Annotated in this window: 19 protein-coding genes; 9 read left to right on the top strand and 10 right to left on the bottom strand. The window is 75.1% G+C overall.

Annotated elements, in window-relative coordinates; genetic code table 11:
- Positions 1-14: 14 nt before the first annotated feature.
- Positions 15-1583 carry a bifunctional 3-(3-hydroxy-phenyl)propionate/3-hydroxycinnamic acid hydroxylase gene (locus tag ACQPYN_RS28115; protein ID WP_433030030.1) on the bottom strand — a complete coding sequence of 523 codons (1569 nt, stop codon included), beginning with the start codon at positions 1581-1583 and terminating at the stop codon, positions 15-17.
- Between the two features lie 95 nt (positions 1584-1678).
- On the opposite strand from ACQPYN_RS28115, the gene ACQPYN_RS28110 reads away from it, so the two are divergent.
- From ACQPYN_RS28110 to ACQPYN_RS28100, 3 genes are read left to right on the top strand one after another with little or no spacing between them, the layout of a single operon-like run.
- Positions 1679-2638, top strand: a complete 960-nt coding sequence (locus ACQPYN_RS28110; RefSeq protein ID WP_433030028.1) for an amidohydrolase family protein — start codon at positions 1679-1681, stop codon at positions 2636-2638.
- The gene (locus tag ACQPYN_RS28105; protein ID WP_433030026.1) at positions 2635-3477 is read left to right on the top strand and encodes a dioxygenase; all 843 of its coding nucleotides are present in this window, start codon (positions 2635-2637) and stop codon (positions 3475-3477) included. The genes ACQPYN_RS28110 and ACQPYN_RS28105 overlap by 4 nt, the downstream gene beginning before the upstream one ends.
- Positions 3478-3482: 5 nt before the next feature.
- Positions 3483-4532, top strand: coding sequence for a maleylacetate reductase (locus ACQPYN_RS28100; protein WP_433030024.1), 1050 nt, complete (start codon positions 3483-3485; stop codon positions 4530-4532).
- Positions 4533-4541: 9 nt separating this feature from the next.
- Here the strand turns inward: ACQPYN_RS28100 and ACQPYN_RS28095 are convergent, their stop codons facing one another.
- The gene (locus ACQPYN_RS28095) at positions 4542-5180 is read right to left on the bottom strand and encodes a maleylpyruvate isomerase family mycothiol-dependent enzyme (RefSeq protein WP_433030022.1); all 639 of its coding nucleotides are present in this window, start codon (positions 5178-5180) and stop codon (positions 4542-4544) included.
- Positions 5181-5236: 56 nt separating this feature from the next.
- The gene (locus ACQPYN_RS28090; RefSeq protein ID WP_433030020.1) at positions 5237-5830 is read right to left on the bottom strand and encodes a TetR/AcrR family transcriptional regulator; all 594 of its coding nucleotides are present in this window, start codon (positions 5828-5830) and stop codon (positions 5237-5239) included.
- Positions 5831-5900: 70 nt separating this feature from the next.
- Here ACQPYN_RS28090 and ACQPYN_RS28085 point away from each other — a divergent pair, with 70 nt between their 5' ends.
- Entirely contained in the window at positions 5901-7055 is a 1155-nt protein-coding gene (locus ACQPYN_RS28085; protein ID WP_433030018.1) for a cytochrome P450, read from the top strand.
- A gap of 50 nt (positions 7056-7105) precedes the next feature.
- Here ACQPYN_RS28085 and ACQPYN_RS28080 read toward each other — a convergent pair whose 3' ends face one another.
- Positions 7106-8434 carry an FAD-dependent oxidoreductase gene (locus ACQPYN_RS28080; protein WP_433030016.1) on the bottom strand — a complete coding sequence of 443 codons (1329 nt, stop codon included), beginning with the start codon at positions 8432-8434 and terminating at the stop codon, positions 7106-7108.
- Positions 8431-9045 (bottom strand): PadR family transcriptional regulator, encoded by a 615-nt coding sequence (locus ACQPYN_RS28075; RefSeq protein WP_433030014.1) that lies wholly within the window; start codon positions 9043-9045, stop codon positions 8431-8433. The genes ACQPYN_RS28080 and ACQPYN_RS28075 overlap by 4 nt, the downstream gene beginning before the upstream one ends.
- 70 nt (positions 9046-9115) lie before the next feature.
- Here ACQPYN_RS28075 and guaA point away from each other — a divergent pair, with 70 nt between their 5' ends.
- Positions 9116-10684, top strand: coding sequence for a glutamine-hydrolyzing GMP synthase (gene guaA / locus ACQPYN_RS28070; RefSeq protein ID WP_433030012.1), 1569 nt, complete (start codon positions 9116-9118; stop codon positions 10682-10684).
- A 31-nt stretch (positions 10685-10715) separates the two neighbouring features.
- A complete protein-coding gene (locus ACQPYN_RS28065; protein WP_433039081.1) occupies positions 10716-11813 on the top strand; it encodes an aminotransferase class I/II-fold pyridoxal phosphate-dependent enzyme in 1098 nt (365 codons plus the stop codon).
- 70 nt (positions 11814-11883) lie between these two features.
- Here ACQPYN_RS28065 and ACQPYN_RS28060 read toward each other — a convergent pair whose 3' ends face one another.
- Positions 11884-12330 carry a MarR family winged helix-turn-helix transcriptional regulator gene (locus tag ACQPYN_RS28060; protein ID WP_433030010.1) on the bottom strand — a complete coding sequence of 149 codons (447 nt, stop codon included), beginning with the start codon at positions 12328-12330 and terminating at the stop codon, positions 11884-11886.
- Between the two features lie 73 nt (positions 12331-12403).
- On the opposite strand from ACQPYN_RS28060, the gene ACQPYN_RS28055 reads away from it, so the two are divergent.
- Positions 12404-12775, top strand: a complete 372-nt coding sequence (locus ACQPYN_RS28055; RefSeq protein WP_433030008.1) for a cupin domain-containing protein — start codon at positions 12404-12406, stop codon at positions 12773-12775.
- On the opposite strand, the gene ACQPYN_RS28050 is transcribed toward ACQPYN_RS28055, so the two are convergent.
- From ACQPYN_RS28050 to ureA, 4 genes are read right to left on the bottom strand one after another with little or no spacing between them, the layout of a single operon-like run.
- Positions 12753-14084 (bottom strand): MFS transporter, encoded by a 1332-nt coding sequence (locus ACQPYN_RS28050; protein WP_433030006.1) that lies wholly within the window; start codon positions 14082-14084, stop codon positions 12753-12755. The genes ACQPYN_RS28055 and ACQPYN_RS28050 overlap by 23 nt on opposite strands.
- Positions 14081-15766 (bottom strand): amidohydrolase, encoded by a 1686-nt coding sequence (locus tag ACQPYN_RS28045; RefSeq protein ID WP_433030004.1) that lies wholly within the window; start codon positions 15764-15766, stop codon positions 14081-14083. The genes ACQPYN_RS28050 and ACQPYN_RS28045 overlap by 4 nt, the downstream gene beginning before the upstream one ends.
- Positions 15767-15774: 8 nt before the next feature.
- Entirely contained in the window at positions 15775-17463 is a 1689-nt protein-coding gene (locus ACQPYN_RS28040; protein WP_433030002.1) for an urease subunit alpha, read from the bottom strand.
- Complete coding sequence (gene ureA, locus ACQPYN_RS28035; RefSeq protein WP_433030000.1) at positions 17460-18059, bottom strand: urease subunit gamma; 600 nt, start codon at positions 18057-18059, stop codon at positions 17460-17462. The genes ACQPYN_RS28040 and ureA overlap by 4 nt, the downstream gene beginning before the upstream one ends.
- A 108-nt stretch (positions 18060-18167) precedes the next feature.
- On the opposite strand from ureA, the gene ACQPYN_RS28030 reads away from it, so the two are divergent.
- Both ACQPYN_RS28030 and ACQPYN_RS28025 read left to right on the top strand, forming a co-directional pair.
- Positions 18168-19340, top strand: coding sequence for a PucR family transcriptional regulator (locus tag ACQPYN_RS28030; RefSeq protein ID WP_433029998.1), 1173 nt, complete (start codon positions 18168-18170; stop codon positions 19338-19340).
- Positions 19337-20560 (top strand): FAD-dependent monooxygenase, encoded by a 1224-nt coding sequence (locus tag ACQPYN_RS28025; RefSeq protein ID WP_433029996.1) that lies wholly within the window; start codon positions 19337-19339, stop codon positions 20558-20560. Before ACQPYN_RS28030 ends, ACQPYN_RS28025 begins: the two co-directional genes overlap by 4 nt.
- Positions 20561-20589 lie beyond the last annotated feature (29 nt).

Genomic DNA, 20589 nt, shown 5'->3' with positions numbered 1-20589 from the left:
GCTGGTGCTGCTGGTCAGTGCTGGAGGGCCGGGCTGGGCACGCCGAGCGCCGCGACGAGCTCGCGGGCCAGGGCGTCCGTGGTGTCGGCGTCGGTCGCGGTGCCGAAGACGTAGAGGTCGGGACGGACGGCGGCCGCGACGACACCGAGGGACGCGAGCCAGTCCAGGTGGGTGCCGTCGGTGTCCAGGAGGCCGTCGCCGACCGGCGTTCCCCCGGCGTGCAGCGCGACGACACGGACGCCTGCCTCGGCGAGGGCGGCGGCGGTGTCCTCGTCGAGGACGACGCTGCGGGCGTCGAGCAGCAGGTGGGGCCCGGATCCGACGACCTGGTCGAGCCGGTCGCGCACCGTGCCGTCGTCGACGACGCCCTGCACCGCGAGCTCGCCCCGCCCGGGCCCCGATGCCGTCGCCAGCAGGCCGTCCACCAGCCCGGGGAAGCGGATGGTGTCGGGCTTCTGGTGCGCCGCCCGGCGCCCGAGCAGGACGCGGTCGCGCTCGGCGGCGCGCTCCGGGTCGCGCACGGTCTGCTGGCGCCCGAGCTCGATGCCCTTCTCGATCACCGCGCGGACGTGGGGCTCGCGCTCCTGCTGGTAGGTGTCGAGGACGTCGTCGGTGAGCCGGCCCCGCAGGACGGCGTCGAGCTTGAACGCGATGTTCTGGGCGTCGCGGATCCCCGAGCACATGCCCTGCCCGAGGAACGGCGGCATCTGGTGCGCGGCGTCGCCGGCGAGCAGGACGCGCCCGACCCGCCACCGGTCGGTGACCAGGGATCGGAACGTGTAGGTGGCGACGCGGATGAGCTCGGCGTCGTCGCGGGAGAGCCAGCGGGTGGTGCGCGCCCACACCTTCTCGGGGTCGCGCTCGACGTCGAAGTCCTCGACCGAGTCGAGCATGTAGCTGAAGCGGTGGTGCGCCGGGCCGAGCGAGATGATCGAGGTGGGGCCGGCGGGGTCGCCGACCTGCCGCGCGGTGGGCACGGTGTGCGCCGCGGCGGCGTCGCGGAAGCGGAAGTCGCAGACCATCCAGGGCTCGGAGAACCCGTAGTCCTCCATCGTCAGCCCGAGCGCGGAGCGCACGAAGCTGTTGCCGCCGTCGCAGGCGATGACCCAGCGGGCCCGGACCCGGCGGGGCTCGCGGCCCCCGACCTGCAGCTCGACGTGGTCGCCGTGGTCGGCCAGGCCCACGACCGGGCCGTCGAAGCGGACGTCGACGCCGGCCTCACGGGCGCGCCGGTCGAGCGCGTCCTCCAGCTCGGGCTGGTACATCATGTACCACTCCGCCCAGCCGGAGCGCCCGGTCGCGGCGAAGTCGTGCTCGATGAGCAGCTCGCCCGCGGCATTGCGCCACTCGTAGTTCCGCTGCACGTGCAGCTTCGGCAGCAGCTCCTCCGCGACGCCGAGACGGGCCAGCGTCCGCATCGTCTCGTCGTCGAAGATCGCCGCCCGGGGCAGGTTGTAGAGCCCGGCGTAGCGCTCCAGCACGACGACGTGGTGCCCGGCGGCGCCCAGCAGCGCGGCCGTCGCCATCCCCACGGGGCCGTAGCCCACGACGGCCACGTCGACGGTCTCGGGCGTCTCGATCATGCGTGCTCCTCCGGTGAGGTTTGACACCGACGAACGGTAGGATTCATCATTGAGGAAGTCAATGCGCGATGGTGAATCACAGGAGCGGGGTCAGGATGCGGACGATCGGGCTGGAAGAGCACTTCGTCACCGAGGAGCTCGCCGGGTACGGCGCGGGCACGGCGACGATCGCGGAACCCCACGTGTGGGCGGAGATGTCGCGCCGGCTGCTCGACCTCACCGGGGCGCGGCTCGAGCGCATGGACGCCGCCGGGCTCGACGTCCAGGTGCTCTCGCTGAACTCGCCGGGCCTGCAGGCCGAGCCGGACGCCGCGACGGCCGTCTCGCGCGCCACCGCCGTCAACGACCTGCTCGCCGCGACGATCGAGGCCCACCCGACGCGGTTCGCGGGCTTCGCCGCGCTGCCGCTGCAGGACCCGCAGGCGGCGGCGAAGGAGCTCGAGCGCTCGGTGACGCAGCTCGGCCTGCGCGGCGCGCTGGTCAACGCCCACACCCAGGGCCGCTACCTCGACGACCCCGAGCTGCGCGTCGTCTGGGAGTACGCGGCGGGTCTCGACGTCCCGCTCTACCTGCACCCGGCGAACGGCGTCGACGCGGCGGACGTCCTGTCCGGGCACCCCGAGCTCATCGGCCCGATGTGGAGCTGGGGCACCGACACCGCCTCGCACGCCCTGCGCCTGATCTTCTCCGGCGTGTTCGACGACTTCCCCGAGGCGAAGCTGCTGCTCGGGCACATGGGCGAGGCCCTGCCGTTCGTGCTCTGGCGCCTGGACTCCCGCTGGGACTTCCACGCCCACCACGGCATCGAGCTGGCCCGTGGGCGCCCCTCGGAGTACCTGCGGCACAACCTCTACATCACGACCAGCGGCGTCTGCTCCGCCGCGCCGCTGATCTGCTCGCTCCTCGCGCTGGGGTCCGACCACATCCTCTTCGGCACCGACTACCCCTTCGAGGAGATGGACGTCGCCACCGAGTTCCTGCGTAGCGCGCCCATCAGCGAGGCCGACCGCGCCAAGATCGCGCACGGCAACGCCGAGCGGCTGCTGCGGCTGTGAGCGCCGGTCTCACGGACGAGGTGCTCGCGAGCTTCGCGTCCACGCCCGACGAGCGTCTGCGCACGATCCTGGAGCGCGTCGTCGTGCACCTCCACGAGCTCGTGCGCGAGGTGGAGCCCACCGTGGCCGAGTGGGAGGCCGCGATCGGCTTCCTCACCGACGTGGGCGCCCAGTGTGACGACACCCGCCAGGAGTTCATCCTGCTCTCCGACGTGCTCGGGGTGTCGTCGCTGGTGGAGACGCTCAACGGCTCTCCTGAAGGCACCGAGAGCACCGTCCTCGGCCCGTTCCACATGACGGCGTCCCCGGCGCGCGTGCTCGGGGACAGCATCGACGACGTCGGCGGCGGCCGGCGCGCGTTGGTCACCGGCCGGGTGCTCGACCCGTCCGGGCGGGCCGTGCCCGGCGCGGAGATCGACGTCTGGCAGTGCACCGAGGACGGCTCCTACGACGTCCAGCAGCCGGACCTGCAGCCGGCGGGCAACGGGCGCGGGCTCTTCCACGCCGACGACGACGGCCGTTTCCGGTTCCGGACCGTCGTCCCGGGGCACTACCCGATCCCCACCGACGGGCCCGTCGGCGCGCTGCTGGGCGCGACCCGACGCCACCCCTACCGGCCTGCGCACGTGCACCTGCTCGTCTCGGCGCCGGGGTTCGAGACGCTGACGACGCACCTGTTCGTGAAGGGCAGCCCGTACCTCGAGCAGGACGCGGTGTTCGCGGTGAAGTCCGACCTGATCGTCGATTTCGTGGAGGTGGACGCGGACGCCGAGGGGCTCGACCGGCCGTATCGCCACGCCGACGTGGACGTCGTCCTCGTCCGCACGGACGTAGGTTGACGGGTATGCGCTTCGTCCACGACGCCCTGCCGATGCGCGTGGTCTTCGGCCCCGGCCGCCTCGCCGAGCTGGGCGACGAGGTGGAGCGCCTCGGGCTGACCCGGGTGGTGGTGCTCGGCACGCCCGAGCAGGAGGCGACGCTGCAGCGGGCCGCCGACGGGCTCGGCGGGCGCGCCGCGGGCGTCTTCGCGGGCGCGCGCCAGCACGTGCCCGTCGAGGTGGCCGGAGCGGCCGCCGACCGGGCCCGGGAGCTCGGCGCGGACGGCTGCGTGGTGGTCGGGGGCGGATCGTCGGTCGGGCTGGGCAAGGCCGTCGCGCTGCGCCACGGCCTGCCGGTCGTCGCCGTGCCGACCACCTACGCCGGCTCGGAGATGACCCCGATCTGGGGGCTCACCGAGGACGGGGTCAAGCGCACCGGTCGCGACCGCTCGGTGCTGCCGCGGTCGGTCGTCTACGACCCCGAGCTGACCGTCTCCCTGCCCGTCGGGCTCTCGGTGACGAGCGGGCTCAACGCCGTGGCCCACGCCGTCGAGGCGCTGTGGGCGCCGGACGGCACGCCGATCACCGCCGTCATGGCCGAGGAGGGTGCGCGGGCGCTGCTGTCCGCGCTGCCGTCGATCGTCTCCGCACCCGGCGACCTCGAGGCGCGGGGCGAGGCGCTGCAGGGCGCGTGGCTCTGCGGGGCGGTCCTCGGCGCGACGACGATGTCGTTGCACCACAAGCTCTGCCACGTCCTGGGCGGCTCGTTCGACCTGCCCCACGCGGAGACGCACGCCGTGGTGCTCCCGCACGTCGTCGCCCACAACGGCCCGGGCGCGCCCGCCGCCATGGCGGCTCTGGGCCGGGCGCTGGGGGTCACCGGCGATCCGGACACGGTCACGAAGGCCCTGGCCGCGCGGGCCCGCGACCTCGGCGCCCCGACCTCCCTGGCGGCCCTCGGCATGCCCGCCGACGGGCTGCCCCGCGTCGTGGAGCAGGTGCTCGCCGCGCCCTACGCGAACCCCGCCCCGGTGACGCGGGAGAGCCTCACGGCGCTGCTCGAGGCGGCGTTCTAGCGGCCGGCGTCACCGGAGTCGGCTGCGCAGGGTGGCGACCCCGGGTCCGTCGAGGTCGTCGAGGTGGGCGGCGCGCCCGGCCATGACCATGACGAGCGCCAGCGTCGGACCGGTGACCAGGGGACCGTCGCCGGCGGCGAACGGGCCGTCGGTGGCCTCGAGGCGCAGGCCGTCGCTGACCGTCTTCCCGGCGACCGTGAAGTCGCGGCCCGCGACGAACTCGGCGACCGCGGTGGTCGTCTCCACCGGCGGCGTGCGCACGAGCCCGAGCGGGCGGCGGATGTCCTCGCCGTGGATGACGACCTCGCCGAGCCACGCCGCCTTCGGGCCCCACGTCGACGTCGTGCTGTCCCGCACCGCCCGGAAGCGCGCGAGGGTCTCGGCGGGTGTGGCGCCGCGGTGCTCGGCGAGGCGGCGGTCGTTGTGCCGGTCGAAGTCGAACCGCGCACCCAGGACGCTGCGCACCCAGCGCCACGGCCCGATGCTCGCGGCGGCGGTGAGGTGGGCGACGGTCTCCTCGACCGTCCACCGGTCGGACAGCGACGTCGTCGCCCACTGCCCGTCGGTGAGCCCGGCGAGGTCGTCGGCGAGCGCGGCCCGCTCGACGTGGGTGGCGGCGTAGACGGTGCTCGGGTCGGCCACGGGCATGAGGGTCCCTTCCTCGGCGGATGCGTCCGGAGGTGGACGGCCGCCGTGCCGCGAACTCATCGATGCTCCGCACTCACGAAGCCGAAGGCCATCGCCAGGTGGGCGTCGAGGGTGGCGACGGCGTGGTCGGCGCTGACGTGGCCGCCCAGGACGTGGACCGCCAGCCCCTCGACGAGGGAGAGCAGGCCGGTGGCGGCCTGCTCGGGGTCCAGGGCGCTCCGTCCCCCGGACCGGATCTGCTCCGCGATCATGGCGCGCATCCCCCGGGTGTCCTCGCGCAACCGGGTCGCCACGGCGGGGCGGCTCGCGGCGTAGGCGTGGAAGGCGATCGCGACCCGGCCCTCGAGCGCGCGGTCGTCGTCGACCGGCAGGAGCTGGACGAGCAGGGCGCGCACGAGTGCCCGTGGCCCGTCGTGCGTGGTCGGGTCGGCCTCGAGACGGGCCTGGACGCGGGCCGAGACGACGTCCAGCGCGAAGACCATCATCTCGTCCTTGGTGCGGAAGTAGTGCTGCACCATCCCCGCGGTGACCCCGGCCTCGGCCGCGACGTGGCGAAGGCTCACGTCCATGAGCCCGCGGGTGGCGGCGACGCGGAGCAGGGCGTCGGCGAGCAGCGTCCGGCGCTGGTGGGGGTCGACCTGCTTCGGCACGGCGTCACCTTGCCACATTGCAGTTGTATCGTCATCCTTCACGTTGCATCCGCAATGTGAAGGAGGAGTCGTGGAGCAGACGCTGCCGCTCGACCGCCCGGACCCGATCCGACCGCCGGCGTACGACCGGACGGCCGGGCCGGTGACCCGTGTCGTCCGCGCCGACGGGCGCCGCGCGTGGCTCGTCACGTCCTACGACCTGGTCGCGGCCGGGCTTGCCGACCGGCGTCTCGGGCTCGTGCCGCCCGGGGTCCCCGTCGACGAGCGGGCGTCGTTGTTCCAGGACGGGCCGGCGCACGCCCGGCTGCGCCGCCTCGTCGCCCGGGCGTTCACGCCGCGCCGGATCGCCGAGCTGGCGCCGCGGGTGACCGCGCTCGCCGAGGCCCACGTCGCGGCGCTCGTGGACGCCGACGGCCCGGTCGACCTGGTCGACGTGCTGTCGACGCCCCTGGCCGTCGGGAGTCTCGGGATGCTGCTCGGCGTCGACCTGGCCGAGCACCCCGAGTTCCGGGGCCTGGTCGAGGACGCCCTGCGCGCCGACCCGATGGCCGCCGCGGGCGACCCGGCCCTGCTCGCCGAGGCCGAGCGGGCGTGGGGCGCGCTGACCGCGTTCACCGCCCGGCTCGTCGCGGCCGCGCGCGAGGACCCCGGCGAGGATCTCCTCGGTGCCCTCGTCGCGGTGGACGACGCCGCCGACGGGCGCCTGGGCGACGGTGAGCTGGTCGCCCTCGTCAGCGCGCTGCTGGCGGCCGGGGTGATCACGGTGCGGGGTGGGCTCGCGGTCGCCGTGCTCCACCTGCTGCGCACCGACGCCCTGGCCGGGTTCGCCGAGCGCGCCGACGTCGAGGGCGTCGTCGACGAGCTCGTCCGGCGCCTGGGCGTCGAGGTCTTCCCGCGCTGGGCCCAGGAGGACCTGGAGCTCGGCGGCGTCGCGATCGCGGCGGGCGACGAGGTGCTCCTGCGCATCGAGGCGGCGAACCACGACCCGGCCCGCTTCGACGACCCCGGGGCGCTGTGTCCCGGGCGGCGCGGCCCGCACCTGGGCTTCGGGCGCGGCCCGCACCACTGCCCGGGCGCGGCGCTGGCCCGCCTGGAGATCACCGCGGCGCTGACGGCCCTCTCCCGTCGGGCGCCGAATCTGCGCCTGGCCGTCCCGCTCGCCGAGGTGCCCTGGCACCGCGGCGAGGTGGACGCGGGACCCCTCGCGCTGATGCTCCGCACGTGAGTGATCCGGGTCGTCATGACGACCCGGATCACTCACGTAGCCGCAGGCCCTCAGACGAGCTCGGAGTCCCGCACCTTCTGGAAGCCGCGGGCCATCCGGCGCTTGGCGGGCGGGATGCGGTCGACCAGGCGCATCCCCGTGCGCTGGGCCAGCACCGAGAGCGGGCCGATCACCGGGCGCCGGGCGGTGCCGTTGTCGTTCATGAACTCCAGCGACTCGCGCACGGCGAGCGACGAGTACCGGCGCATGAGGTCCTCGTACTCGCCGACCGCTTCGACGAGCCCGAGCTCCCCGTCCCGCACGCGCACGAGCCGGTCGCGCAGCTCGCGGGCGTCGCGCAGTGCGGTGTTGGCGCCGGCCCCGCGGCCCGGGGTCATGGTGTGGATCGCGTCGCCGATCATCGTCACGGTGCTCGGGGTCCACGCAGGGACCGGGTCGGCGGTGCGGATGCTCAGCGCGACCGCCGCGCCGGGGTCCGAGGTGGCGATCAGGTCGAGCCAGCGGGGGTCCCAGCCCGCGGACAGCTCGCCGGCGAGGGCGACGAGGTCGGCGCCCTCGCGCTCGAGCACGTCGGGCGGCGCGAGCGTGCGGGACGTCGTGATCGCCCAGGACACGTAGTCGGTGGTGTTGTCGAAGCGCAGGCCGGGCCATCCCGTCAGCCCTTCGTCGTTGGAGCCCGGACCGTCGACGCTGCCCCACGGCATCCGCATCACGTGCGTGATCCCGAACTGGCCGCGCCGGTCGAAGTACATCCCGAAGCCGTTCTGCACCGCCTCGGGCAGCAGGGCCTCGCTGCGCTCGGTGAGCAGCGTCTTGCCCCCGATCCCGACCAGCCCGGTCTCGGTGTGCGTCGCGTGCGGGAGGTACTGGCGCCGTACCGGCGAGCCCGCGCCGTCGGCGCCGACCAGCAGGTCGCCGGTGTCGGAGCTGCCGTCGTCGAAGTGCGCGGTCACGCGCCCGTCGGGGTCCTGGGAGTAGTGCGTGAAGCGACGATCGAAGCTGATGACGTCCTCCATGCCCGTGAACAGGACCTGGCGCAGGGTCATCCGGCTGACGTTGTGCTCGCGGTCTTCGGGCTCGTCGCCGGTGTGCGGGAACTCGTCGAAGCTCATCGTGATCAACGTCCGGTACCGCTCGGTGAGCATCGCGAGGGTCTCGTAGGGCGCGGCCGTGGTGGCGACGAACGTCGCGAACAGCTCGGGGTCGAGGCAGGCCTTGAGGGCCCGCGCGCCGTTCGGCGAGATGCCGACGCGGTAGCCGTGCAGGCCGCTCGTCCGGGTGCGGTCGCGCTCGTGCACGGCGACGTCGATGCCGGCGCGGCGCAGGCCGTGCGCGAGGCACATGCCGCCGGTCCCACCGCCGATGATGATCACCTTCATGGTCGGTCCTCCCCGCCGGGGTCCGCCCGGCGTGCGATGTCGGTGAGGGCGGCGCGGTCCCAGGTGAGGGCGCCGGAGCGGAGGTCGCCGAGCAGGGCGGCGATCCAGGCGACGTCGGTCTCGAGGTGCGCGATCGCGTACTCGGCCTCGACGACGACGATGCGCGGCAGGAAGTCGGGCGCCGTGGCGAGGTCGTGGCGCACCCGCTCGAGCTCGCTGCGCCGGTCGGACAGGCGCAGGGCCAGCGCGTCCGCGGCGACCTCGGGGTCGAGCAGCGGCAGGTAGGCCAGCGCGGCCGTGAACTCGGCGAACTCGTGGCGCGGCGCCGTGAGCATGTCGAGGGTCCAGGTGATCGCCAGCTCGCGGCCGGCGTCGGTGGCCGCGTAGACGGTGCGCTCGGGGCGCGTCGCCTCCCGCTCGGTGGCCCGGGCGACGAGCAGGTCGTCGCGCACGAGGCGGTCGATCGTCTTGTAGAGCTGCGAGCGCTGGCCGACGTTGACCACCTGGTCCTTGCCGCGCTCCCGCAGGAGCTGCTGCATCCGGTACGGGTGCATGGGCTCCTCGGCGGCGAGGGCGAGGACGGCGAGGGCGAGTCCGGAGCGCTGAGTCATGGTAGCGGGGACACTAGTGTCATCGACACTAAGACAGCAAGGGTCCGGTCGTCGTCGGTCGTCGGGCACGATGGAGACCGTGACCGGCAGTGGTGACCGACCCGTCCTCGTCGTCGACTACGGCGCTCAGTACGCGCAGCTCATCGCCCGGCGGGTGCGTGAGGCGCAGGTGTACTCGGAGGTCGTGCCGCACACGACGGCCGTCGACGACATGCTCGCCAAGGACCCGGCGGCGATCGTGCTCTCCGGCGGGCCCGCGAGCGTCTACGCCGACGGGGCGCCGGGCGTCGACCCGGCGCTGTTCGACGCCGGGGTGCCGGTGTTCGGCATCTGCTACGGCTTCCAGCTCATGGCCGGCGCGCTCGGCGGGGTCGTCGAGCACACCGGCGCGCGGGAGTACGGGCGCACCGAGCTGTCGGTGACCGAGCCCGGGCGCCTGCACGACGACCTGCCCGACGCGCACCCGGTGTGGATGAGCCACGGCGACGGCGTGACGAAGGCGCCCGAGGGCTTCACGGTCACCGCGTCGTCGCCCGGCGCGCCGGTCGCGGCGTTCGAGGACGTGGCGCGCCGGTTCGCCGGCGTCCAGTACCACCCGGAGGTCGGACACTCGCCGCACGGCCAGGAGGTGCTGCGCCGCTTCCTGCGCGACGTCGCGGGCGTCGACGCCGACTGGAACACCGCGAACATCATCGCCGAGACCGTCGACGCGATCCGCGCGCAGATCGGCCCCGACGGCCGCGCCGTCTGCGGCCTGAGCGGCGGCGTCGACTCCGCGGTGGCCGCGGCGCTGGTGCAGCGGGCGATCGGCGATCGCCTCACCTGCGTGTTCGTCGACCACGGCCTGCTGCGCGAGGGGGAGCGCGGCCAGGTCGAGCGCGACTTCGTCGCCGCGACGGGCGTCGACCTCGTCACCGTCGACGCCGCGGAGACGTTCCTGCGCGAGCTCGACGGCGTCGTCGACCCGGAGGAGAAGCGCAAGATCATCGGACGGGAGTTCATCCGGTCCTTCGAGGGCGCGGCGCGCGAGGTGGCCGAGGGCAAGGGCGCGGACTTCCTGGTCCAGGGCACGCTCTACCCCGACGTCGTCGAGTCCGGCGGCGGTTCGGGCGCTGCCACCATCAAGTCGCACCACAACGTCGGCGGCCTGCCCGACGACCTGCAGTTCTCGCTGGTCGAGCCGCTGCGCGCGCTGTTCAAGGACGAGGTGCGCAAGGTCGGCGCCGAGCTGGGCCTGCCCGAGACGATCGTGCGTCGCCAGCCGTTCCCCGGCCCGGGCCTCGCGATCCGGATCATCGGGGCCGTCGACGCCGAGCGGCTCGCCACCCTGCGCCGCGCCGACGCGATCGCCCGCGAGGAGCTGACCTCGGCGGGCCTCGACGAGGTGATCTGGCAGTGCCCGGTGGTCCTGCTCGCCGACGTGCGCTCGGTGGGTGTGCAGGGTGACGGACGCACCTACGGGCACCCGGTGGTGCTGCGTCCCGTCTCCAGCGAGGATGCGATGACCGCCGACTGGACCCGCCTGCCCTACGACGTGCTCGAACGCATCTCCACCCGGATCACCAACGAGTGCGCCGAGATCAACCGCGTGGTCCTGGACGTGACGAGCAAGCCGCCGGGGACGATCGAATGGGAGTGACCCACTAGTGGCCGAGACGATCTTCAGCGAGATGTCCCGGCTGGCGCTCGAGCACGACGCGATCAACCTCGGCCAGGGCTTCCCGGACACCCCGGGCCCGCACGAGGTCGTCGACGCCGCCGTCGCCGCCATGCACAAGGGGTGGAACCAGTACCCGCCGGCGGTCGGCATCGCGTCGCTGCGCACGGCGATCGCGGAGCACCAGCGCCGCTGGTACGGCCTCGACGTCGCGGCCGACGGCGGCGTGGTGGTCTGCTCCGGCGCGTCCGAGGCGCTCTCGTCGGCCATGACCGCGCTGCTGCGTCCCGGCGACGAGGTGATCGCGCTCGAGCCGTACTACGACCTCTACGGCGCGACCGCGGCGCTGCTCGGCGCGACGCTCGTGCCCGTCCGGATCCACGCGCCCCACTACGCGCTGGACGCCGACGCGCTGCGGGCGGCGGTGACCGAGCGGACGACGATGATCGTGCTCAACACCCCGCACAACCCCACCGGCGCGGTGCTCTCCCGCGACGAGCTGCAGGCGATCGCGGACGTCGCGCTCGAGCACGACCTGATCGTGCTGTCCGACGAGGTCTACGAGCACCTGGTGTTCGACGACAACGTGCACGTCCCGATCGCGACGCTCCCGGGGATGTTCGAGCGCACGATCACCGTCGGCTCGGGCGGCAAGACGTTCTCGGTCACCGGCTGGAAGATCGGCTGGGCGACCGGGCCCGCCGACCTCGTGGCGAAGGTGCTCGGGGTCAAGCAGTGGTTCTCCTTCGCCGCGGGCACGCCGCTGCAGCACGGCATCGTCGCGGGGCTCGAGCTGCCCGACAGCCGTCTCGCGGCCCTGGGCGCCGAACTCGGACGCAAGCGCGACCTCCTCACCGACGGCCTGCGCGAGCTGGGCCTCGAGGTGTTCCACTCGAAGGCGACGTACTTCGTCACCGCCGACGTCGCACCCCTCGGGGTCACCGACTCGCTGGATTTCTGCCGCTCGCTGCCCGAGCGCGTCGGCGTCGCGGCCGTGCCGAACCAGGTCTTCCACGCCTCGCCCGAGGGCGTCGAGACCCAGGTCCGCTTCGCGTGCTGCAAGCGCGACGAGATCCTCGCCGACGCGCTCCTGAGGCTGCGCAAGCTCTGAGCTCCGTGCCAGCGGCGGACCGTCGCTGACGTTGAGTGTCCGTATTCTTCCGTCGATCACTCGCGACCGGTCACCACGCCGGGCGCAGCGGCCCCGGGGTGACGACGCGGCGCAGCATCGCGTGCAGCGCGCCCAGCGACGCCCGCGGCAGCACCTCGTTCCAGCCGGCGACGACGTCGGCGGCCGCCGCCTCCGCCGCGCGGGTGCACGCCTCGCCCGCCTCGGTCAGCCGCAGCAGCCGCGCGCGGGCGTCACGCGGATCGGGCTCGCGCACGACGTAGCCGCGCTCGACGAGCCCCGCGACCAGCTGGCTCGCGGCCTGCTTCGTCGTCCCCAGGTGCTCGGCGAGGTCGACCACCGTGGTGTCCGCCGCCGCGATGCGGGCGAACGCGAAGCCGTGGGCGGGGCGCAGGTCGTCGTACCCGCGGGCCGTCATGCCTTCCTGGATGCCGTCGACCACCTCGGTGGCGGCGCGCAGCACGAGCATGGCGAGGTCGGTGGCAGCGCGGTCGTCCACGCCCGCACCTTGACACACCGGTCAAGCAGACTGACCATATGGTCAATCACATTGACTACATCGAGGAGTTCCGATGCCCGTCCTCCGCCCTGCCGACGCCGTCCGCCACGAGGTGCACGGCGCGTCCTTCCACGCCCTCGTCGCCCCGTCGCGCGGCAGTGCCGAGCTCTGTGCCTGGCGTCTGGAGGTCCCGCCGGGTCAGGTCGGCGCGCCGCACCGGCCGAGCCGCGAGGAGGTGCTGCTGGTGCTCGACGGCGACCTCGTCGTGGTCCTCGACGGCCACCCCGAGACGGTCGTCGCCGGCGACGTCGTCCTCGTCCCGGCGCGCGCCGAGCTGCGCGTCGACGGTGGGACGACGACGGCGTCGGTCTGGGTCACCACCTCGCCCGGGCTGGAGGCGGAGCTCGCCGACGGGTCGCGGCTCACGCCTCCCTGGGCGCGGTAGGCCGGCCGCCCTCGAACGACAGCTCGCCCTCGGGCACGTAGAGCCGCGGCGCCACCATCCCGCTCACCACGGTGATCAGCGCGATCCCCACCAGCAGGAGCCCCGGCGCCCACGAGCCCCCGCCGGCCGCCGCGAGCACCGCGGTGGCGACGAGGGGGACGAAGCCGGACACGATCCCCGCGAGGTTGGCGGCGAGGGCGATGCCGCTGTAGCGCAGGCGGGCCGGGAAGAGCCGGGCGAGCAGGTCGCCGGAGACCGCGTACGGGATCGAGAGCATCGCGACCCCGAGGGTCACACCGAAGACGACCGCCGCGGCGTTGCGGGTGTCGAGCAGCCAGAACATCGGCAGCGCGACGACGGCGGAGGCGATACCCCCGACCACCGTCACCCGCGCCGCCCCGAAGCGTTCCGCGAGCCGCCCGCCCAGGACGAGCACGCCGATCTCCACCACGGCGGCGACGAGCGTCGCGCCCAGCGCCAGCGGCCGCGGCAGGTCGAGGTCGCCGGTGGCGTAGCTGATGACGAACGTGGTCGCGAGGTAGAAGCCGCCGACCCCGAGCAGCGCGGACCCGGCGCCGACGAGCAGGCCCGGCCACGCGCCGGTGATCACCTCGCGGACGGGGGCGGAGGCGCGGGCGTCCTCGGCGAGCAGGCGGTCGAACAGCGGCGACTCCTCGACGCGCCGGCGCAGCCACAGGGCCACGGCGACCAGCGGGAACGCCGCGAGGAACGGGAGCCGCCAGCCCCAGGAGTCGAAGTCCTCGGGCGGCAGCAGCGCCACGAGCAGGAACGCGCCGGAGGAGAGCAGCGTGCCGACGGGCGAGCCGATCTGCGGCATCGCCGCGTACCGCCCGCGCTTCTCCGGTGGGGCGTGCTCGACGGCGAGGGTGATCGCGCCGCCCCACTCCCCGCCGACCGCGACGCCCTGCAGCAGCCGCAGCAGGGTGAGCAGTACCGGCGCCGCGATGCCGATGTCGGCGAAGTCGGGCAGCAGGCCGACGAGCCCGGTGACGATGCCGATCATGACGACGGTGATCAGCAGGCACGCGCGCCGCCCGATGCGGTCGCCGAGGTGGCCGAAGATGATCCCGCCGAGCGGTCGAGCGGCGAACCCGACGGCGAAGGAGGCGAACGCGGCGAGGGTCGCGACCACGGCGTCGTCGGTGGCGAAGAACAGCCGGTTGAACACCAGGGACGCGGCGGTGCCGTAGAGGAAGAAGTCGTACCACTCCAGCGCGGTGCCGACGAAGGCGCCGACGGCGACGCGGCGGGCGTCGGCAGGGGTGGGGGCGGGTGCGGTGTCGCTCATGAGGGATCTCCGTCGGGCGGCAGCCCCAGGGCGCCCGCGCCGTGCGTGGCGCGTCCGCCCCGGAGGGTGGCGACGACCTCGATGTCGCCGATGCGGTCGGTGTCGACACGGGTGATGTCCTCGCCGAGGACGACGAGGTCGGCGGCGAGGCCGGGCGCGAGCCGCCCGCGGACGTCCTCGTCACCGGCGATCCAGGCGGCGTCCACGGTGTAGGCGCGCAGCGCGGTCTCGACGTCGACGGCCTCGTCGGCGCCCAGCGTCCGTCCCGTCGCGGTGCGCCGCTGCACCATCGACTGCATCCCGCGCAGGGGGTGCCCGTCGGCGACGCACGGCCGGTCCGAGCTCGCCGGCACCCGCAGCCCGGCGCGCAGGAACGAGGCGTGGCGGTAGAGCAGGCCGGCGCGGTCGTCGCCGACGGCGGCGGCCATCGAGTCGCCGATCTCGTAGAGGAACCGGGCCTGCGGGATCGGTGTGACGCCGAGGGCGGCCAGGCGCGCGAGGGCGGCGTCGTCGACGACCCCGGCGTGCTCGAGGCGGTGCCGGGGCGGGCGCACGCCGGGCCAGGGCCGGTCGGCGGCCGCGGCGAACGCGTCGAGGGCGGCGTCCACGGCCCGGTCGCCGATGGCGTGCGCCGCGACGGTCCAGCCGCCGGCGACGGCCTCGACGAGGGCGTCGTGCAGGTCCTCGGGGTCGGCGCCGAGGTAGCCGGCGTGGTCGCGATCGGCGTAGGGCTCCCGCATCGCCGCGGTCCGCGAGCTCAGGGCGCCGTCGAAGAAGATCTTCATCGGGCCGATGCGCAGGTCCAGGTCCCCGAGACCCGGCCGCAGGCCCAGGTCGAGACTGCGGCCCGGGCCACCGGGGACGTCGTGCAGGACGGAGGTCTCGGGCATGAGGTCGACGCGCACGGCGAGGTCCCCGCGCTCGCGGGCGAGCTGGTAGGCGGCCAGCTCGCGCGGCGAGCGCCCGATCCACCCGCCGGCGATCCCGGCCTCGGTGACGTGGGTGAGGCCCTCCCGGGCGAACACGGCGGTGGCACGCGCGATCGCATCGGCCAGATCCGCCACGCCGTAGGGCCGCAGGAGGTCGCCGGCCAGGGCCTGTGCGGCCTCGAGCAGGACGCCGGTGGGATCGCCGGCCGGATCGTCGGCAGGGTCGCGGACGACCACGCCACCGGCGGGGACGACGGCCCGCCCGTCCAGCACCCCGGCCCGCGCCAGCACCTCCGTGGAGACCGCGCAGACGTGCGCGGAGCGGTGCTTGAGCCACACCGGCCGCCCGCCCCCGGCGCGGTCGAGCGCGCGCCGGTCCGGCGAGCCGCCGAGCGCGACGTCGTCGTAGCCGCTGCCGACGACGAACGCGTCGGGCGGGAGCTCCGCGGCGCGCGCGGCGACCGCGTCGTAGACGGCGTCGAGGTCGCGCAGCCCGCCGAGCGGGATCTCGGCGAGCGACTGCCCGAACCAGGCCGTGTGCTGGTGGGCGTCGTCGAACCCGGGCACCACCGTCGCACCCCCGACACTCGCGACGCGGCGCGCGCGCACCCCGGCCGGGAGCTCGTCGTCCTCCAGCACGGCGAGGACACGCCCGTGGTGCACCGCGATGGCCCGCCCGCGCGGGCGGGCGTCGTCGAGGGTCACGACGTCGGCGTCGCGCAGCAGCAGGTCGATCTCCAGGTCGCGGGCCACGGCTCTCCTCACCCCAGGTGGTGCAGGCGGGTCAGGGGCAGATCGACCGCGTGGTGCAGCGGCACCTCGCGGCCGTCGACCCGCACCGGGGCCGGCTCGCCGGGGATCTCGACGTCCGGTGACGCGGTGTTGAACAGCATGTCCGCGGCACCGAGGCCCCGGCTGCCCGCGATCGCGGTGTAGCGCGGCCCGACCGGCAGGGCGGCGCGCGCGGTCGGGTCCTCGAGGCACGCGGCGGCGACGAACTGGTGGGACAGGCGGGCGGGCGCGCCCCCGCGGGCCCCGTGGAAGCCGCGCATCCGGCGGGGCTGACCGAGCCGCGTGGAGCCCGACCCCGACCCGGCCGCACCCCAGGCGACGAACCCGGACTTGATCACGAGTTCGGGCACCGCCCCGAACCAGGCGGGCGACCAGAGCACGATGTCGGCGACCCGGCCGGCCCGGAGCGAGCCGACGTGCCCGGCGAGCCCGTGCGCGACCACCGGGTTGTGCGTGAGCTTGGCGAGGTAGCGCAGGACCCGCACGTTGTTCGCGACGTCCGGGCCGGTCTCGCCGGCGAGGTGGGCCTGCACGTGGGCGAGCTGCCAGGTGCGGCGCACGGTCTCGCCGATCCGGCCCATGCCGAGCGCGTCCGAGTTGATGATCGAGATGGCGCCGTCGTCGTGCAGCCGGTTCTCCGCCGCGATGGCGTGCTCGCGGATGCGGCTCGCGGCGATGGTCCGGTCGCTGGGCAGGTCGGGGTGCCCGCGGTGCACGGTCATCGTCATCGGGCCCAGCTCGCGGACGGTGGCGGCGGTGAGCGGGAGGGTGGGCGTGGTCGAGGACGTCAGGACGGAGTCCCGGCCGACGATGCGCAGCAGGTCGGGATGCCCGCCGCCGCCCTCGACGTGATACGCGTGCACGGTCCGCCCGCCCACGGCGTCGAGCGTGTCGTCCAGGAAGCCCGACTCGTTCAGCGTGTCGGTGTGCAGGGCGACGGGGAGGTCGGCCTGCTCGGCGACGCCCAGGCAGGTGTCGACGGCGTCCGGGCCGGCGCCCCAGTCCTCGTGGACCTTGAAGCCGCCCGCCCCGGCGAGCACCGCCCGCTCCAGGAGCTCGGCCGAGCCGGACGACCCGCGGGCGAGGAACGCGGCGTTGACCGGCGCGCCGGTCCAGGAGGCCATCAGCGTGTGCAGGTTGGGTGCGGGGTTGGCGCCGACGTCCCAGACGCCGCCGATGCCCATCCCCACCAGCGTCGTCACCCCGACCGACAGCGCGGCCGGGACGAGGTCGGCGTTGGAGAGGTGGACGTGGGAGTCGACGGCACCCGGCGTCGCGATCAGGCCCTCGCCCGGCACCATCGCGGTGTGGGCGTCGACGACGAGCTCGACGCCGTCCTGGACGTCCGGGTTGCCGGCGCGGCCCACCCCGACGATGCGGCCGTCGGCGATGCCGATCGAGGTCTTGCGGATCCCGAGGACGGGGTCGAGCAGCAGGACGCCCAGCACGACCATGTCGAGGGCGCTGTCGCGGGGCGCGCGGTCGGTGACCAGCGCGCCCTGCCGGGCGGTCTTGCCGCAGCCGCCGAGCATCTCCTCGCCGGGCTCGGTGTCGTCGGCGTCCACCTCCACCCACAGGTCGGTGTCGCCGAGGCGCACGCGGTCGCCGGTCGTCGGGCCGTAGAGCCGGGCGTACTCGGCGCGGTCGAGGGAGCTCATCGGGCGGCACCTCCCAGGCGCACGGCCGTCGCCGCCCGCGTCGTCCCGGCCTCCACCCGCAGCGCCGTCCCGGCGGCGATGTCGAGGCGCAGGCGCGCGGGGTCGGCGCTGTCGTCGCTGTCGTCGACCTCGACGCGGAGGCGGCGGTTGAGCCGGTCGAGCGGGACGTGCGAGGTGACCCAGACCGGCTGGTCGCCGTCGTTGTGCAGGCGGACGCCGCAGCGGGCCCGGCCCGGGGCGAGCTCGACGGTCCCGGCGGCGGGGCGGACGGCGCCGGGGCCCCCGGTTGTCGGCGGCCCGAACGGCCGGTCGACGTGCACGAGGGTCGTGCCGTGCGGGAAGAGCGCCTCGACCTGCACCGACGGCACGGTCGTGGCGACGCCCTCGAGCACCTGGTCGGGTCCGACGATCTCGTGCGCCCGCCGGACGACGTCGTCGAGGTCGTGACCGTCCCAGGCCAGCTCGCAGACCTCGTCGCACACCAGCGCGACCGCCTCGGACGCCCCGAGCCGGGCGCCGCGCGCGAGGCGGCGGCGGGCGAGCTCGGCCGCGCTGTGCAACAGCACCCTCTCCTGCTCGCGGGGGGTGAGGTGCACGGCGGCCTCTCCGGTGACGGTCTCGGGTGATGAGCGTTCGAGCGTGCCCGGATCGTCTCTCGCGCGGAAGGCGTCCTCGTCGCGTCCCGCGCGCCCTAGGTTGGGCAGATGCACAACGAGCGTCGCTGGCGGGATCTCGTGGAGCGCGTGCGCGACGACGCGGACGCACTGCGGGTCGCCTTCGTCGACCGGGTCCGCACCGTCCCGGCCTACGGGCGGGGCCTCGTCCCCGCCGAGCGGCTCGACACCGACGCCGACGACACGTTCGCCTACCTGCTCGGCCGCCTCGCGGGGCGCTCCGTGCCCGACCGGCTGGCCGAGGTGGGGCCCGCGATCGGCCGGGACCGCGCGCGCCGCGGGGTGCCCCTCGACGACCTGCTCACCGCGGTCCGCCAGGACTTCGGGGTGCTGTGGGAGGCGCTGCGCGCGCGGGCGACGCCGGACGAGGCGGCGCTGCTGGTCGAGCGCGTCCAGACCGTGTGGACCGTCGTCGAGGACTACTCGTCGCGCATCCGGCTCGCGTACCTGGAGGAGGAGGCGGTGCTCGCCCGGGAGCGCCAGGGTGAGCGCACGGCGCTCATCGGCGCCCTCCTCGCGGCCGACGACCCCGCGCCGGAGGATGTCCGGCGCGCCGCGATCGCGCTGGGGCTCGACGCCGGGGACGACGTCCTCGTCGCCGCGGCCGCCGGCGAGGACGCGGCCGCGCTCCGGCGGGCGGGGGACCGCCTGGCCGCCGGTGGGCGCCCGGTGCACGTGCAGCCGACCGGCCGGCACAGCGTGCTGCTCGCGCGCTGGGAGGGGCCGGACGGCGCGCCCGTGCGGGCGGCCCTGGACGGCGTGCGCTGCGGGGTGGGGCCGACGGCGCACGGGCTCGGGGACGTCCCGCGGCGTGCCCGGCTCGCGGGCGAGCTCGCCGACGTCACGGCGGGCGGGCCCGCCGAGCCCCGCACCCTCGCCTCGGCCTGGCTCCCGCTCGCCGCGGCCCGTCTCGGGGACGTCGGGCCCGACCTCGTGGTGGGCGAGCTCGGCGGCCTGGCCGACATCCCCGCGGCGGAGCGGGAACGGCTCGTCGCGACGCTGCGCCGGTTCGCCGTCGACGGCGCGGTGGCCGACACCGCCGCGTCGCTGTTCTGCCACCGCAACACCGTGCTCAACCGCCTGCGCCGCGTCGCCGGGCTCACCGGCCGGGACCCGACGGTTCCCGCAGACGCCGCGGTCCTGCTGCTGGCACTCGCCTGCGTCGAGATATCTCCACGATCGAGAGGTATCGTCGTGGAATGAGCGATGTCGTGGTGGTCGGCGGCGGTCCTGCCGGAGTGCTCCTGACCTACCTGCTCGCCCGGGGCGGGGCGTCGGTGACGCTGTTGGAGTCCCGCCACGACTTCGCGCGCCGCTTCCGGGGCGACACGCTCGCGCCCGGGGTGCTCGAGTACCTCGACGGGCTCGGGCTGGCCGAACCGCTGCTCGCCGAGGTGCCGCACACCCGCTCCGACGCCTTCCGCTGGCACACGGCGTCGCGCACCTGGACGCTCGTCGACTACCGCGGCGCGAGCACGCGCTTCCCGTTCTACGCGCTGATCCCGCAGGCCGAGTTCCTGCCGTGGCTCGCCGCCCGGGCCCGCGCGCACGGGGCGACGGTGCACATGGGGGCGCGGTTCTCGTCGCTGCGCCACGACGCCGACGGGCGCGTGAGCGGCGTCGAGTACACGGTCGACGCCGCGAAGCACCACCTCGACGCGGCGCTGGTCGTCGGCGCCGACGGGCGGAACTCCAAGGTCCGGGCGACCTCCGGGCTCGCGGCCACCGAGCTGGGCGCGAGCCTCGACATCCTCTGGCACGCCCTGCCGCGCCGCGACGACGACCCGTCGTACTCGGGGCTCGACCTGTTCGGCACGCCCACCGGCAGCGTCGCGCTGCTCGACCAGGGCGGCGACTGGCAGCTCGGGTGGACGATCCGCGCCGGGACGCTCGCCGAGGTCCGCGCCCGCGGGGTGTCCGCGCTGCGGGACGCCGCCGTCGACGCCCTGCCGTGGCTCGCCGGGCGCCTCGACGACCTGGGCGACGTCGCCGACCTGACCCTGCTCCCCGTGCGCATCACCACCGTCGAGCGCTGGACGCGGCCCGGGCTGGTGCTGCTCGGCGACGCCGCGCACGTGGTCTCGCCTGTGGGGGGCAACGGGATCAACCTCGCGCTCGCCGACGCGGCCGACCTCGCCAACCGTCTCGTCGGTCCCCTGCGCCGGACCCCGCCGTCGCCGCGCCAGCTCGACGACGCCGCGGCGGGGCTCGAGGCGGCGCGCCGCCCGGCCGTCGAGCGCGAGCAGCGGGCCCAGGTGCGCACGGAGCGTTCCGCGGCCGAGCGCATCGGCAGCGGCGACCCCGGCCCGCCGCCGGTGCTGCGCGCGCTGTCGCGCCTGCCGGGCTTCCCGCGGCTCGCGGGGCGGCGCAACCGCGTCGACGTGCCGGCGCCGGTGCCCGTGATCGCGGCCGGCGCGCCCTGACGAAGCGGATTTCCTGTCGTTGAGTGCCA

It is taken from the genome of Actinomycetospora sp. CA-053990, assembly GCF_050948445.1.
In the GTDB taxonomy this organism is placed as follows: domain Bacteria; phylum Actinomycetota; class Actinomycetes; order Mycobacteriales; family Pseudonocardiaceae; genus Actinomycetospora; species Actinomycetospora callitridis.
The sequence above is the reverse complement of the archived record's forward strand: the minus strand, read 5'-3'. Positions and strand labels throughout refer to the sequence as shown.

What these genes read in the sequence shown, in the direction of transcription:
- ACQPYN_RS28030 (WP_433029998.1), top strand. Translation starts at nt 18,168, where the DNA reads ATGCACAACGAGCGTCGCTGGCGGGATCTCGTGGAGCGCGTGCGCGAC.
- ACQPYN_RS28040 (WP_433030002.1), bottom strand. Translation starts at nt 17,463, where the DNA reads ATGAGCTCCCTCGACCGCGCCGAGTACGCCCGGCTCTACGGCCCGACG.
- ACQPYN_RS28110 (WP_433030028.1), top strand. Translation starts at nt 1,679, where the DNA reads ATGCGGACGATCGGGCTGGAAGAGCACTTCGTCACCGAGGAGCTCGCC.
- ACQPYN_RS28075 (WP_433030014.1), bottom strand. Translation starts at nt 9,045, where the DNA reads ATGACTCAGCGCTCCGGACTCGCCCTCGCCGTCCTCGCCCTCGCCGCC.
- ACQPYN_RS28115 (WP_433030030.1), bottom strand. Translation starts at nt 1,583, where the DNA reads ATGATCGAGACGCCCGAGACCGTCGACGTGGCCGTCGTGGGCTACGGC.
- ACQPYN_RS28050 (WP_433030006.1), bottom strand. Translation starts at nt 14,084, where the DNA reads ATGAGCGACACCGCACCCGCCCCCACCCCTGCCGACGCCCGCCGCGTC.
- ACQPYN_RS28095 (WP_433030022.1), bottom strand. Translation starts at nt 5,180, where the DNA reads ATGCCCGTGGCCGACCCGAGCACCGTCTACGCCGCCACCCACGTCGAG.
- ACQPYN_RS28100 (WP_433030024.1), top strand. Translation starts at nt 3,483, where the DNA reads ATGCGCTTCGTCCACGACGCCCTGCCGATGCGCGTGGTCTTCGGCCCC.
- guaA (WP_433030012.1), top strand. Translation starts at nt 9,116, where the DNA reads ATGGAGACCGTGACCGGCAGTGGTGACCGACCCGTCCTCGTCGTCGAC.
- ACQPYN_RS28065 (WP_433039081.1), top strand. Translation starts at nt 10,716, where the DNA reads ATGTCCCGGCTGGCGCTCGAGCACGACGCGATCAACCTCGGCCAGGGC.
- ACQPYN_RS28055 (WP_433030008.1), top strand. Translation starts at nt 12,404, where the DNA reads ATGCCCGTCCTCCGCCCTGCCGACGCCGTCCGCCACGAGGTGCACGGC.
- ACQPYN_RS28080 (WP_433030016.1), bottom strand. Translation starts at nt 8,434, where the DNA reads ATGAAGGTGATCATCATCGGCGGTGGGACCGGCGGCATGTGCCTCGCG.
- ACQPYN_RS28025 (WP_433029996.1), top strand. Translation starts at nt 19,337, where the DNA reads ATGAGCGATGTCGTGGTGGTCGGCGGCGGTCCTGCCGGAGTGCTCCTG.